Source organism: Photobacterium sp. Alg240-V54 (assembly GCF_900537155.1).
Taxonomy (GTDB): domain Bacteria; phylum Pseudomonadota; class Gammaproteobacteria; order Enterobacterales; family Vibrionaceae; genus Photobacterium.
In genome coordinates this window covers 1-14,302 of record NZ_UNRL01000005.1, presented here as the reverse complement: position 1 = coordinate 14,302, position 14,302 = coordinate 1, and the positions used below count along the sequence as shown (strand labels likewise).

9 protein-coding genes and 2 tRNA genes are annotated in these 14,302 nt (G+C 41.9%); 8 read left to right on the top strand and 3 right to left on the bottom strand.

Translation table 11 applies throughout. From position 1 onward, the window contains the following. Nucleotides 1–105: 105 nt before the first annotated feature. The 6 genes from G6R09_RS13490 to G6R09_RS13465 all read left to right on the top strand — a co-directional run bounded on the left by G6R09_RS13490 (nt 106) and on the right by G6R09_RS13465 (nt 9,813). Entirely contained in the window at nt 106–1,251 is a 1,146-nt protein-coding gene (locus G6R09_RS13490) for an efflux RND transporter periplasmic adaptor subunit (protein ID WP_163923046.1), read from the top strand. A gap of 15 nt (nt 1,252–1,266) precedes the next feature. After that, nucleotides 1,267–4,407 carry an efflux RND transporter permease subunit gene (locus G6R09_RS13485; protein WP_163923043.1) on the top strand — a complete coding sequence of 1,047 codons (3,141 nt, stop codon included), beginning with the start codon at nt 1,267–1,269 and terminating at the stop codon, nt 4,405–4,407. A 242-nt stretch (nt 4,408–4,649) separates the two neighbouring features. Then, entirely contained in the window at nt 4,650–5,216 is a 567-nt protein-coding gene (locus tag G6R09_RS13480) for a TetR/AcrR family transcriptional regulator (protein WP_163923040.1), read from the top strand. A 27-nt stretch (nt 5,217–5,243) separates the two neighbouring features. Further along, nucleotides 5,244–6,347 (top strand): efflux RND transporter periplasmic adaptor subunit, encoded by a 1,104-nt coding sequence (locus G6R09_RS13475; protein WP_065168009.1) that lies wholly within the window; start codon nt 5,244–5,246, stop codon nt 6,345–6,347. Between the two features lie 16 nt (nt 6,348–6,363). Continuing rightward, nucleotides 6,364–9,441, top strand: coding sequence for a multidrug efflux RND transporter permease subunit (locus tag G6R09_RS13470; RefSeq protein ID WP_065168010.1), 3,078 nt, complete (start codon nt 6,364–6,366; stop codon nt 9,439–9,441). A gap of 105 nt (nt 9,442–9,546) precedes the next feature. Beyond that, nucleotides 9,547–9,813 carry an accessory factor UbiK family protein gene (locus G6R09_RS13465; RefSeq protein WP_065168011.1) on the top strand — a complete coding sequence of 89 codons (267 nt, stop codon included), beginning with the start codon at nt 9,547–9,549 and terminating at the stop codon, nt 9,811–9,813. A 72-nt stretch (nt 9,814–9,885) separates the two neighbouring features. On the opposite strand, the gene ilvC is transcribed toward G6R09_RS13465, so the two are convergent. Beyond that, entirely contained in the window at nt 9,886–11,370 is a 1,485-nt protein-coding gene (gene ilvC / locus G6R09_RS13460; protein ID WP_065168012.1) for a ketol-acid reductoisomerase, read from the bottom strand. Nucleotides 11,371–11,506: 136 nt separating this feature from the next. Here ilvC and ilvY point away from each other — a divergent pair, with 136 nt between their 5' ends. Together ilvY and G6R09_RS13450 are read left to right on the top strand one after the other, a co-directional pair. Continuing rightward, nucleotides 11,507–12,376 carry an HTH-type transcriptional activator IlvY gene (gene ilvY, locus G6R09_RS13455; protein WP_065168015.1) on the top strand — a complete coding sequence of 290 codons (870 nt, stop codon included), beginning with the start codon at nt 11,507–11,509 and terminating at the stop codon, nt 12,374–12,376. Between the two features lie 58 nt (nt 12,377–12,434). After that, on the top strand, nt 12,435–13,640 hold the full coding sequence (locus G6R09_RS13450) for an NAD(P)-binding domain-containing protein (protein ID WP_065168013.1): 1,206 nt from the start codon (nt 12,435–12,437) through the stop codon (nt 13,638–13,640). Nucleotides 13,641–14,106: 466 nt separating this feature from the next. On the opposite strand, the gene G6R09_RS13445 is transcribed toward G6R09_RS13450, so the two are convergent. Both G6R09_RS13445 and G6R09_RS13440 read right to left on the bottom strand, forming a co-directional pair. Further along, nucleotides 14,107–14,183, bottom strand: a tRNA-Trp gene (locus G6R09_RS13445). 37 nt (nt 14,184–14,220) lie between these two features. Beyond that, nucleotides 14,221–14,297: transfer RNA gene (locus G6R09_RS13440), tRNA-Asp, on the bottom strand. Nucleotides 14,298–14,302 lie beyond the last annotated feature (5 nt).

The following is a 14,302-nucleotide window of genomic DNA, read 5'->3' as shown; positions in this document are numbered from 1 at the left end:
ACTGAATTAAATGTTAATTATATAAAAGTAAATAATAGTTACATTACTGTTAAATAATGAAATAATATTTAACAGTTCTCATATTGCTTAAATTTAGGAGATTTCATGCGAAAAATCGCAGCCATTGCTACTATTGTCAGTTTGACATTAGGGATATCAGCTTGTGACCAAAGTGAATCCAAAAAGCCAACCCAACAAGCAGCAAAAAGTGTGGCTGTTGGTACACTTAGCGTTACTTCTCATCCACAAGCTATTCACGTCGAACTTCCTGGCCGTAGTAAAGCTTACCTTGAAGCTGAAGTTCGTCCTCAAGTATCAGGCATTATCACTGAGCGTAGCTTCAAAGAAGGCAGCAGCGTCAGTAAAGGCCAATCATTATATAGTATCGACTCAGCACCTTATAACGCTGCCTACCTCAGCGCTAAAGCCAGTTTAGCTCAAGCACAAGCCAATCTAGATTCAGCAAAGGCACTGGCTCAACGCAGTGAAACTTTGGTTAACCGTGGCGCTATCAGCAAACAAACTTATGATGATAATAAAGCAAAATATAAAGTTGCTCTCGCTGGCATTGAAGTCGCAAAAGCCAGTGTTAACAAAGCGAAAATAGATCTTAATTATACCAAAGTTAAAGCCCCTATCGCGGGTCGTATTGGTCAGTCATCAGTCACACCAGGTGCACTCGTCAGCGCGGGGCAGGCACAAGTGTTAGCGACCATTCAACAACTGGACCCGATCAATATCGATATTGCCCAATCGAGCACGCAATTATTACGTCTAAAATCAGCCCTTAAACAAGGTCAGCTGCAAGCCAGTAATAATGCTGATGTCGAATTGATCCTTGAAGATGGCAGTGTTTACTCACATCACGGCACACTCCAGTTTGCTGAAGTGAATGTCGATCCTAATACTGGATCTGTCACCCTACGTGCTGAATTCCCTAATCCTGACGGCGTGTTACTGCCTGGCATGTATGTCCGTGCAGTGCTAAATACCGGCACCGATCCTAAGGCCATTATGATCCCGCAAAAAGCCATTACTCGCAACAGTAAAGGCCAAGCGATTGCTATGGTTGTTGGCGCTGACAACAAAGTGGAATCACGTACAGTCACGACTGCTGAAGCGATTGATAATCAATGGCGAATTACCAGTGGACTTAAAGATGGCGATCAAGTGATCGTTGATGGTTTACAAAAAATCCGTCCAGGGGTTGTGGTTGAACCGACGCCAATGACTGTCACTCACTCACAATAATAGGGAAAGTAAACTATGGCTCGTTTCTTTATCGATCGCCCTATTTTTGCTTGGGTGATCGCGATTATCGTCATGCTAGCTGGCGTACTGTCCATTTTAAAATTACCGGTTTCTCAGTACCCTAGCATTGCACCACCCACAGTTGTTATTAGTGCTAGCTACCCCGGCGCTAATGCGAAAACCATGGAAGATACCGTTACTCAAGTTATCGAACAACGGATGACAGGTATTGATAACCTGCGCTACTTATCGTCCACCAGTGACAGTTTTGGTAATACCCAAATAACCCTGACCTTTAATGCTGAAGCTGATCCTGATATTGCTCAGGTTCAGGTTCAAAATAAGTTGCAATCAGCATTACCCCTGCTGCCACTAGAAGTGCAACAGCAAGGCGTAAAGGTTAACAAAGCCAGCTCAAGCTTTTTGATGGTGGTCGGATTCTATTCCGAAGATGGTTCAATGGATAAAAACGACATTTCGGACTACATCAGTTCCAATGTTGCCGATCCAATGAGTCGTGTGCCAGGTGTTGGTGAGATTCAAACGTTTGGTGCTCAATATGCGATGCGTATTTGGCTTGATCCGCTTAAGCTAACAAAATATAACCTCACTAGTATTGATGTTATTAATGCCATTAAAGAACAAAATGCTCAGGTTTCAGCAGGTCAACTTGGTGCCTCACCATCGTTACCAGGCCAAGAGCTTAACGCAACCGTCTCCGCTCAAAGCCGTTTAAAAACTCCAGCTCAGTTTGAAAAAATCATTCTGAAATCCGATCCTTCGGGCGCAAAAGTGTTATTAAAAGACGTCGCTCGAGTTGAACTTGGCGCTGAAAGTTATGCTGTGCAGGTGTTCTATAACGGTAAACAAGCCAGTGGTATTGGTATTAAACTCGCCACAGGGGCCAACGCCTTAGCCACAGCAGAAGCCGTTAAAGCAAAGATAGATGAGCTTAAACCGTTCTTTCCTGAAGGATTACAAGCGGTTTATCCCTACGACACGACGCCATTTGTCGAAAAATCCATTGAAGGCGTAGTTCACACGTTATTTGAAGCAGTGGCATTGGTATTTATTATCATGTTCCTGTTCCTCCAAAATTTCCGTGCCACCTTAATTCCAACCATTGCCGTTCCAGTGGTGTTATTAGGTACATTTGCAGTGTTATCACTGGCGGGTTATTCAATAAATACCCTCACTATGTTTGCAATGGTACTTGCTATCGGCTTGCTGGTTGACGATGCAATTGTGGTGGTAGAAAACGTTGAACGGGTCATGCACGAGGAAGGCTTAGGTCCTGTTGAAGCGACGCGCAAATCAATGGATCAAATTACGGGCGCACTGGTAGGTATCGCATTAACACTCTCCGCGGTATTTGTTCCAATGGCATTTATGTCAGGCTCTACCGGAGTTATTTATCGCCAATTCTCGATAACCATAGTAACTGCAATGTCATTATCGGTAATGGTAGCAGTGATCCTTACACCCGCTCTGTGTGCAACGATGCTTAAACCTGTGGCTCATGGTAGCAATGACAAAGGCTTCTTTGGCTGGTTTAACCGCACCTTTGATAACTTAACCAACCGTTACGAAGCTAGCGTTGCGGCAATGATTAAGCGCTCAATTCGAGTGATGTTTATCTTCCTTGGCTTAACCGTGGCTGTGGGTTGGATCTTTATGCGCATGCCAACTTCGTTCTTACCAGATGAAGACCAAGGAATTTTATTTAGTCAGGCAATATTGCCGGTTAACTCAACCCAAGAGCAAACACAAAAAGTCATGGACCAAGTGTCTGATTACTATTTAACTCAAGAGGCTGATAGTGTCGCCAGTGTATTTAGTGTCTCGGGCTTTAGTTTTGCCGGTAACGGTCAAAACATGGGTATGGCCTTTGTCGGCTTAAAAGATTGGTCTGATCGCCAATTGCCTGGCATGGATGTTAAATCGATCGTGAATCGCTCGATAGGTTATTTCCAAAAAATCAAAAATGCGATGGTGTTTTCGTTTGCACCACCAGCAGTGATCGAGCTTGGTACCGCCAGTGGTTTTGATTTCTACCTTCAAGATCGCAGTGGTCAAGGGCATGACAAGTTAATTGCAGCACGTAATCAATTACTGCAATTAGCCGCTGAAAACCCTAATTTGGTTGGCGTTCGTCCTAATGGTCAAGAAGATGCGCCTATGTATCAAATTAATATTGATCAAGCCAAAATACGTGCACTAGGAATCGATATTAATTCCGTCAACAAAGTGCTCGGTACTGCATGGGGTAGTTCTTATGTTAACGACTTTATTGATCGCGGCCGAGTAAAGAAAGTCTTTGTTCAAGGTGATGCTCAATACCGCATGAAACCTGGCGATCTTGATAGCTGGTATGTACGTAATAACCAAGGTGAAATGGTGCCATTCTCGGCCTTTGCTACCGGTGAATGGCAATATGCGTCACCGCGTCTAGAACGTTTCAACGCCACTCCTGCTGTGAACATTCAAGGCAGTGTGGTTAATGGTTACAGTACAGGCCAAGCGATGCTTGATATTGAAGCAATGGTCAAAAAGTTACCACCAGGGTTTGGGGTTGAATGGAATGGCTTATCGTATGAAGAACGCCTCTCGGGTAACCAAGCACCAATGCTATACGCGTTATCTATCTTGGTGGTGTTCTTAGTACTTGCTGCGCTGTATGAAAGCTGGTCAGTGCCTTTTGCTGTAGTACTAGTAGTACCGCTTGGGATCATTGGTGCGCTGCTAGCAATGAATGCGCGTGGTATGCCTAACGATGTCTTCTTCCAAGTAGGCTTATTAACCACCGTTGGTTTGGCTACCAAAAATGCCATTTTGATTGTGGAATTTGCTAAAGAATACTACGAAAAAGGCGCTGGACTGGTTGAAGCCACTCTGCATGCGGTACGTGTGCGTTTGCGTCCAATTATCATGACCTCGCTCGCGTTTGGTCTTGGTGTGGTGCCATTAGCCATCAGTACCGGTGTTGGCTCAGGTGGTAAAAATGCCATTGGTACTGCGGTACTTGGCGGCATGTTGAGTTCAACCTTCTTAGGTATTTTCTTTATTCCAATTTTCTTTGTGGTAGTAGAACGTATCTTTAGTCGTGGAAAAACCAAACCAACATCTGACAGTACACCACCAACGCAACCACATTAATCGCTCAGTAATCTAGCACCATATCAGCCCGTATCTATCTTGATACGGGCTTTTTATTACTTTTTTACTTGAAAAAACGGCCCTATCACTGCTAATAAGCATATTGGTACTTATGGGAACCTTGCAATATTCTTAATAATGATACAAAAGCTTAAATAAGACTTGCGAATCAATCATCAAATCCTACAATAGCCCAGTGAATGAACATTCATTCATTCTATTTGTACCGAATATAAGCAGTTATGACAGATAAAAAAGAGCGCATATTAACAGCAACTGAAAAACTTTTAGCCACCCATGGCTTTCATGGTCTATCAATGCAGATGGTTGCTAAAGAAGCTCAAGTTGCAACAGGCACTATTTATCGCTACTTCGGTGATAAAGATGATCTACTATTCCAACTACATGAATATATTTTAGGTTATATCGCGAACAAAATTAGCCAAAATATTAACGATAGTATGTCACTTAAACAGCGTTACCGTACGATGTGGCTCAATTTGTGGCAAATGTCAGTAAGTGGTAATGCACCGTTAATCAATCAAGGGCAATTTCAGAATTTGCCCCGTAAAAATGCCCATGAAAGAAAAGTATTAAATAAACACCTTTTTAGCTGCGTCAATCAAATGTTTGACGAAGGTAAAGCCTGCAACCTATTTAAACCGCTTGATAATGAAATTTTAAGCACACTTAGCCTTGAGACGAGTTGTTATTTAGCCCGTCGAAAAATCAATGATGGATTAGAGATCACTGATAGCGAATTAAATGCCGCTATTAATGCCTCTTGGGACGCCATTATTCAGCATTAACATTGTAATTCCGGAGCATACCTCATAATGAAAAAATGGATCGTGATGTTACTTCTTGCTCTTCTGTTATTTGGAAGTGTAATTGGTTTCAATCTTTTTAAAGAACATAAAATAGCTGAATATATGGCTAATATGCCGGAAGCAAACTATCCGGTAACAGCCACTACCACCAAAGCTGAAAACTGGCATCCAGCACTACAGGCAATTGGTTTTATTGAACCAATGCAAGGTGTAACCCTAACTTCAGAAGCGGCTGGTGTGATCAGCAAAATCAATTTTGAATCAGGCCAAAAGGTAAAAGCTGGGCAATTATTGGTATCAATAAACTCCAATGTTGAACAATCAAGCCTACAAAGTACTGAAGCAAAACTACCGTCAGTAGAAGCTTCTTACCTACGTTACAAAGATCTTTACCGCAAAGGTTCAGTATCAAAATCTAGTCTTGATGAAGCGAAAGCAAATTACCTTGCATTAGTGGCTCAAATCAAATCATTAAAAGAATCTATTCAACGTCGTAATATCAGCGCACCTTTTGCCGGTGAAATTGGTCTACGTAATGTTTACTTAGGTCAATATATTCAACCTGGTACTAAAATTATTCGTTTAGAAGACACCACGACGATGCGTTTCCGCTTTACAGTTCCGCAAACGGATATTTCTAAAATCAAAATCGGCCAAACCGTTGATATCAACATCGATGCTTATAAAGATACTAACTTTAAAGGTCTAATTACTGCGATTGAACCTGCGGTTAACGCGCAAACAGGTTTGATTCAGGTACAAGCTGATATTCCTAACAGCGGCGGCATGCTGCGCAGTGGTATGTTTGCACGTGCTCGTGTTATTCAACCTGTTATTGCTGATCAAATCGTGGTTCCTCAAACCGCCATTACTTACACCCTTTATGGTGATACGGTATATGTACTGCGCAACGTTGATGGCAAATTACGTGCGATGCAGACTGTGGTAACTACGGGTCTAAACAAAGGTAACAAAGTACGCATTCTTTCAGGCTTAAAAGCTGGAGAGCAGATCGTAACTAGCGGCCAAATTCGTCTTAGCAACAAGTCATTAGTGCACATCGTTGAAAATGACGCACTGAAGGCTCCTGCTGAAATCCCATTGCTGTAACTGGAGAACGCTCAGGATGCGCTTTACTGATATATTCATCAGACGCCCGGTACTAGCAATTTCGATCAGTTTAATGATCGCATTGCTAGGTCTACAGGCGATTTTCAAAATGCAGGTTCGGCAATATCCGGACATGACTAACACTGTAGTAACCGTCAGTACGGCTTACTACGGTGCTAGTGCTGATCTTATTCAAGGGTTTATCACTCAACCACTTGAACAAGCCATTGCTCAGGCCGATAATATCGACTACATCACCGCCCAAAGTACTATGGGTATGTCGACCATTACTGTGCAAATGAAATTGAACACCAATCCAAATGCTGCTTTGGCGGATATCCTTGCCAAAGTAAACTCAGTACGGGCTCAATTACCTAAAGAAACGCAAGATCCAACTATCGCCCTTTCTACAGGTGGCGGTACTGGCGTGCTCTACCTTGGTTTCACCAGTAAAACACTAAACTCAAGCCAAATCACCGACTACATCGAACGAGTAGTTAAACCACAGCTATTTACGGTAGGTGGTGTGGCAAAAGTAGACATGTATGGTGGTGTACCTTTCGCACTGCGTGTGTGGCTTGATCCACAAAAAATGGCAGCATTTAACTTATCTGCCAGTGATGTAACTCAAGTACTACAAGCTAACAACTACCAATCAGCTGTCGGTCAAACCAACAATGATTTCGTGCTTTACAACGGTAGTGCTAACACTCAATCAAATAGCCCTGAGTCACTAGAGAAACTGGTTGTATCAAGTGATAACGGTCAAGTGATCCGTTTAGGTGACATTGCCAAGGTAACCTTATCGCGAAGCAGCGATAGCTACCGTGCAACCGCCAATGGTCAAGAAGCGGTTGTCGGCGCGATTGAAGCGGCACCAAGTGCTAACCCAATCAATATCGCTAAAGATGTTATCAACCTACTACCAACCATTGAACGTAACATGCCAAGCACCATCAAAATGACGGTGATGTATGACTCAACAATTGCGATTAATGACTCTATTCATGAGGTTATTAAAACCATTCTTGAAGCGGCATTAATTGTATTAATCGTTATTGCATTGTTTATCGGTTCACTACGTTCAGTCATCATTCCAATCATTACGATTCCATTATCGTTGATTGGTGTAGCACTGGTGATGCAACTGTTTGGTTTCTCATGGAACCTGATGACATTGCTGGCTCTGGTATTGGCTATCGGCCTAGTGGTCGATGATGCGATCGTGGTACTAGAAAACGTTGAACGACATATTAAGCTGGGGCAAACACCATTCAGGGCCGCCATTATTGGTACCCGTGAAATCGCAATACCTGTTATTTCAATGACCATTGCATTAGGTGCAGTATATGCGCCGATTGCATTAATGGGCGGCTTAACTGGTTCATTATTTAAAGAGTTTGCGTTAACTCTTGCAGGTGCGGTATTTATTTCAGGAATCATTGCTTTAACATTATCACCAGTAATGTGTGCAACCTTCCTTAAACAAAATGAAGCACCAAATAAATTTGAATTAATGGTTCACGGTTTTCTTGATCGCTTAACACTACGTTATGAGAAAATGCTAGGTGGCATCATGCACATGCGTTCAGTGGTGATCGTATTTGCAGTGTGTGCTTGTGCAAGCTTACCGTTCCTGTTTAAGTTTATTCCAAGCGAACTCGCCCCTGCTGAAGATAATGGCGTAGTGGTGTTTATGGGTACCGCTCCTGCCAACGCTAACCTTGATTTTATTGAAGATACAATGAATCAAGTCAATAAGGTCCTGACTGAGCAGAAGAGCGTGCAATATGCACAAATTTTCTCAGGTATTCCATCAGCTAACCAAGCGTTTGGTCTTGCAACATTGAAACCGTGGAGCCAACGCGATCAAAGCCAAACTGAAGTTGCGAATGAAGTAACGAAAAAGATTAAAGATATTCCACAAATGGCTGTCACTGCTTTCCAAATGCCAAGCCTTCCAGGCGCAGGTTCAGGTTTACCAGTGCAGTTTGTTATCACCACACCTAACAACTTTAAGAGCCTCTACCAAGTGGCTTCTGAAATGTTGGCGAAGGTTAAAGATAACCCAATGTTCGTCTACTCAGATTTAGACTTGAAGTATGACTCTGCGACCATGAACATTAATATCGATAAAGATAAAGCCGGTGCTTATGGCGTTACCATGCAAGCAATTGGTAATACGTTAAGCACGATGTTAGCCGGTGGTGATATTAACCGTGTTGATATCTTAGGTCGTTCTTACAAGGTGATCCCACAAGTAGAGCGTAAAGATCGTTTTAATCCTAAAGATTTAAACAATTACTACGTCAAAACCAATAGTGGTGATCTAATTCCACTGGGTAGCTTAGTGACCATTAAAGTCACCCCAGCACCACCAACATTACCAAGCTTTAACCAACAAAATGCGGCAACCATCGGCGCAGTATTAGCCCCTGGTACCTCAATCGGTGAAGCGGTAAATTGGTTAAATACTGAATCAGCAAAAGTGTTACCAAAAGGCTACGGCCATGACTACTTAGGTGAAAGCCGTCAGTACGTTACGGAAGGTAATGCGCTATACGCTACATTTGGTCTAGCATTGGCAATTATTTTCTTAGTACTTGCGATTCAATTTGAATCATTACGCGATCCATTGGTGATTCTCGTATCGGTACCATTAGCTATTTGTGGTGCGCTGATTGCCCTCGCATGGGGCGCAACAACACTCAATATTTACTCGCAAATAGGTTTGATAACCCTCATAGGCTTGATAACCAAACACGGTATATTAATTTGTGAAGTTGCCAAAGAAGAACAGCTTTACCATGGTAAGAACCGCATGGATGCTGTTATGGAAGCCGCGAAGATCCGTCTTCGTCCAATCCTAATGACAACATGTGCGATGATTGCAGGTCTAGTACCACTGTTATACGCATCCGGTGCTGGTGCAGCATCACGCTTCAGTATTGGTATTGTTATCGTTGCCGGTTTATCTATCGGTACGTTATTTACTTTGTTTGTATTGCCAGTTATTTATACGTTCTTGGCAAGTGAACATAAGCCATTACCAGTATTTGTTGAAGAAGATGATGGTTTAGACAACCACTTCTAATTAAGCCATGAAAAAAAGGGCGCTGAATCATCAGCGCCCTTTTCTTTTCACTACAGCGCCGATTACAATAACTCACAACGATTTTCGCAACGGAGTAAGCGGATCATGTTTGATTCAAAGAAACTTGAACAAGTAGCTAAACAAATTCAAGACGCAATGCCAAAGCCGGTTAAAGATCTTGGTAATGACGTTGAACAAAAAGTACGTCAAGTGATCCAATCACAACTTGGTAAATTGGATGTTGTCACTCGTGAAGAGTTTGACGTTCAAACCCAAGTGTTATTACGCACTCGTCAAAAGCTGACTGAGCTTGAGCAAAAACTAGCAGCATTTGAAGCTAAGCTTAATACTGATGACAATAATAATGCTTAACTCGCTGTTATAGCATCGACAAAAAAGCCCAGTCAAAAACTGGGCTTTTTTTAATTAGTATTTATAGTGAGTTTAACCACCAACGGCAATATGCTTCATGTCTTTCATGTAACCACGTAATTGCTTACCGATTACCTCAACCGGATGATTACGTAATGCTTCATTGACCTCAATTAACTTTTGGTTATCAACAAAGTTAGTTGTTGCAGCTAACCCTTTACCAATCACATCAGTATTAACGGTTGCCATAAAGTGATCACGTAATAGCGGTGTCGCCACATTAGCAAATAAGTAGTTACCGTACTCAGCAGTATCAGAAATAACCACGTTCATCTCATACAGACGCTTACGGGCAACAGTATTGGCAATCAAAGGCAGCTCATGTAATGACTCATAATACGCCGACTCATCAATAATGCCTGATGCTGTCATCGCTTCAAAGGCTAACTCAACCCCTGCGCGTACCATTGCTACCATCAAGATGCCATTATCAAAGTATTCTTGCTCTGAAATTTGAAGCTCTGATGTCGGATAGTTTTCAAATTGTGTTTCAGCGGTTTCACCACGCCAGCCTAATAACTCAGCATCATCATTAGCCCAATCAGCCATCATCGTACTTGAGAAGTGACCTGAAATAATGTCATCCATATGTTTGTTATATAGTGGACGCATAAGATCTTTTAGCTGCTCAGATAAATCAAACGCGGCAACTTTAGCTGGGTTTGAAAGACGATCCATCATATGAGTAACGCCGCCAAACTTCAGCGCTTCAGTGATCGTTTCCCAACCAAATTGAAGTAATTTACCTGCATATTCTGGTGCAATACCATCAGCCAGCATTTTTTCATAACAAACAATTGAGCCAGCTTGCAGCATGCCACATAAAATAGTTTGTTCACCCATCAAGTCAGACTTCACTTCAGCCACAAACGATGACTCAAGCACACCCGCACGATGACCCCCAGTTGCCGCAGCCCATGCTTTAGCAATTTCAAGACCATCAGCTTGTGGATCGTTTTCAGGATGAACAGCAATCAAGGTTGGTACACCAAAACCACGCTTGTATTCTTCACGCACTTCCGTGCCTGGACACTTAGGTGCAACCATTACGACAGTTAAATCTTTACGGATTTGCATGCCTTCTTCAACGATATTAAAACCGTGAGAGTAACCCAATGCTGCACCTTGCTTCATCAGTGGCATCACCGTTTCAACCACATTGGTGTGTTGTTTATCTGGTGTCAAATTTACCACCAAATCAGCATTCGGAATCAGTTGTTCATAGCTACCCACTTCAAAACCATTATCACGCGCATTTTTAAATGATGGACGTTGCTCATCAATAGCAGCTTGACGCAGTGCATACGCAACATTCAAGCCTGAGTCACGCATATTAAGGCCTTGGTTAAGACCTTGTGCACCACATCCGACAATAACAACTTTTTTACCCTTAAGGTAATCCGCTTCATTCGCAAACTCAGCACGATCCATAAAACGACAACGGCCCAGTTGATCTAACTGCTGGCGTAAATTTAAGGTATTGAAATAATTAGCCATAACAACAAACTCCGTGAAAAATATTAATCCTTGGTTCGATATTTATTTATCGAATAGATTGATAGTAGATCAAGTAACTTGTTGCGCAAAGTGATATATTCACAACAATCAATTGCAAATTATGCAACATAAGCCAATGAACATTAAAAACTTGCAACTTTTTCTTCACCTCAGTGATTCGCTAAGTTTTCATCATACAGCACAATCAATGCACATCAGTCCATCGGCCCTTAGTCGTGTTATTCAACGTCTAGAACAAGAATTAGGACAAAGCTTATTCAATCGCGACAATCGCCATGTTGAGCTTACTATGGCAGGGAAAAAACTCATTCCTGTCGCATCCACGATTGTTGCTAACTGGCTATCACTGAAAACGGAATTAAACAGTGATAACTCAATACTTCAAGGAAAGTTGAAAATATTTTGTTCAGTAACCGCGAGTTATACCCATTTGCCTACAATATTAACGGCTTTTCGCCAACGTTATCCGCAAATAGAAATTCAGTTATTAACCGGAGACTCTGCACTCGCGATTGATAAAGTTCTGACTGATGAAGTAGATGTCGCAATTACTGCTAAACCAGAACAACTTTCAACTAAATTAACTTATATAGAATTAGATCATATTCCAATGTCAGTGATCTCGCCTACTATTGCGCCGCCAACGATTCAACAGTTATTAGATCAAGGTCCCAACTGGCAAGCGCTGCCTTTTGTTCTTGCAGAATCAGGTCCTGCAAGATCGCGGGCTAATACGTGGTTTAAACAAAAAAAGATTTCACCACCTATTTATGCACAAATTTCTGGCCATGAAGCCATTGTCAGTATGGTTGCTTTGGGCTGTGGTATTGGGATTGCACCTGATGTTGTTATCAATAACAGCCCAATGAGTGATAAAGTGCAGCGTTTTCCTGCTGAGTTGATTGCACCATTAAGTTTAGGTCTTTGTTGTAAACAATCACGCCATCAAGAAAATGTATTAAAAGCATTACTTCAATTATTTTAACATTGTTATATCAATGCCTTGCCTCCGCTAATTTATTGCATTGAAAAAGGAAATTTTCATGACACACGCAATTTTAACGCATTCATACTGTTCAGACTTTTATGCTGAACACGGCTACCAATTTTTAAAAAAAGTCGCTCAAGATTTTCCAGTCCCACCCAATCTGGTGATCTTTTCAGTGATGCACTGCTATGAAGGATCTTTACCGTACATTAATGTGTTAGCACAAATAGCCCATCCGTTAGTTTTCATACCCAAAAATGCCACTGCAGATGCCAATCCAGAGCTATTACACACCATCAATCAAATACCTAACTGTAACGTCGTCAATCCTAGCTACAATAAAGAGTCTCTTCGTGATCCTCTTCATTGTGAAATGCTTATTCGTCAATATATCACTCCCGACAGCCCTTTTTTAATCCTTGATCATGGTGGCTACTTTGCCAATGCCAGTGAGCACTTATGCCGTGTGTTTCAGCAACAATTAGTCGGTATTACTGAATTAACAGCCAATGGTTTATACAAGTATTGTAATAAAAATATCGAAAAACCATTGGTTACCGTATCTCATTTAAGTATCAAGACACCAGCAGACACAGAAGCCTCCGAATGCATTGTTCATTATTCTGATCAAATATTGCGAGAAGAGTTTGGATTAAAAATTAATAATGCTGGTTTTTTAAGAGTAGGCGTTATTGGAGCAGGTAACCTTGGACGTGGAATAATCAAGCATCTACAAAACAAAGATATTTGTAATCTTCACATTTTTGACCAAGATCCTCGCCGACTAACGCAATTTCCACGAGATGGCGTCCATGTTTGTTCACTTGAACATCTAGTACAACAATGCAATATGGTATTTTGTTGCACGGGTAATGGAGCATTAAGTGCAGAAGTATTTGACCATTTAACTCAGCCTCTTTTCATTACCACAGTAACTTCTGCTGATGACGAACTTAGGCTACCTGAGTTAATCAATCAGGGTGTATTAACCGAGGTTAGTTGCAACCAATTAGTCAAAGAGTACCAAACCCGTAATGGTATTTGTGTTTACCTGCTTGCTGGCGGCGAATCTGCTAATACCCCCTTTAAAACAGGGATGGGTGACCCTACGCTGTATTTGTTTGAAGCTGCACATATGATGGCAGGGTTACTATTACTTAATCACCCACACCAATTTACTGATGGTATTCAAGCATTATCTGATGACGATGAAATAATGATCGCCCAGCAATGGCTAACGCATTTTTATAATTATAAATAAATTAACCACACTCAAAAAACGCCCCAATAGATATTGGGGCGTTTTTATATATGGATCAGCTCTTCTCTTCTTAGTCTCTCGAACTCGCTGCTGTACCAGTTAACGCTACACCCAATATCCATAAGAATACAGACGTAAAAAAGCCCCGACATTACTGTCGAGGCTTTCTTGAATATGGTAGGGGTTATGATATTCAAACTTCACAACACGCGCTGATTTTTGGAAAGGCGAATCCGCTGCTCTGCCAATTGGAACTACGCCCAATATCCATAAGTATACAGACGTAAAAAAGCCCCGACATTGCTGTCGAGGCTTTCTTGAATATGGCAGGGGTTACGATATTCGAACTTCACAACACGCGCTGATTTTCGGAAAGGCGAATCCGCTGCTGTGCTAATTAACGCTACAGGTATAAATTACAGATAGCAAAAAGGCTCATATCTTTCGATATGAGCCTTCTTTAATATGGCAGGGGTGGAGAGATTCGAACTCCCAACACGCGGATTTGGAATCCGCTGCTCTGCCAGTTGGAGCTACACCCCTGTAGTTATTTTAAAGACTTAACTGTGTCTAAATAAAATGGCGGAGCGGACGGGACTCGAACCCGCGACCCCCGGCGTGACAGGCCGGTATTCTAACCAACTGAACTACCGCTCCACACG

What these genes read in the sequence shown, in the direction of transcription:
- G6R09_RS13450 (WP_065168013.1), top strand. Translation starts at nt 12,435, where the DNA reads ATGACACACGCAATTTTAACGCATTCATACTGTTCAGACTTTTATGCT.
- G6R09_RS13485 (WP_163923043.1), top strand. Translation starts at nt 1,267, where the DNA reads ATGGCTCGTTTCTTTATCGATCGCCCTATTTTTGCTTGGGTGATCGCG.
- G6R09_RS13465 (WP_065168011.1), top strand. Translation starts at nt 9,547, where the DNA reads ATGTTTGATTCAAAGAAACTTGAACAAGTAGCTAAACAAATTCAAGAC.
- G6R09_RS13470 (WP_065168010.1), top strand. Translation starts at nt 6,364, where the DNA reads ATGCGCTTTACTGATATATTCATCAGACGCCCGGTACTAGCAATTTCG.
- G6R09_RS13490 (WP_163923046.1), top strand. Translation starts at nt 106, where the DNA reads ATGCGAAAAATCGCAGCCATTGCTACTATTGTCAGTTTGACATTAGGG.
- ilvC (WP_065168012.1), bottom strand. Translation starts at nt 11,370, where the DNA reads ATGGCTAATTATTTCAATACCTTAAATTTACGCCAGCAGTTAGATCAA.
- G6R09_RS13480 (WP_163923040.1), top strand. Translation starts at nt 4,650, where the DNA reads ATGACAGATAAAAAAGAGCGCATATTAACAGCAACTGAAAAACTTTTA.
- G6R09_RS13475 (WP_065168009.1), top strand. Translation starts at nt 5,244, where the DNA reads ATGAAAAAATGGATCGTGATGTTACTTCTTGCTCTTCTGTTATTTGGA.
- ilvY (WP_065168015.1), top strand. Translation starts at nt 11,507, where the DNA reads ATGAACATTAAAAACTTGCAACTTTTTCTTCACCTCAGTGATTCGCTA.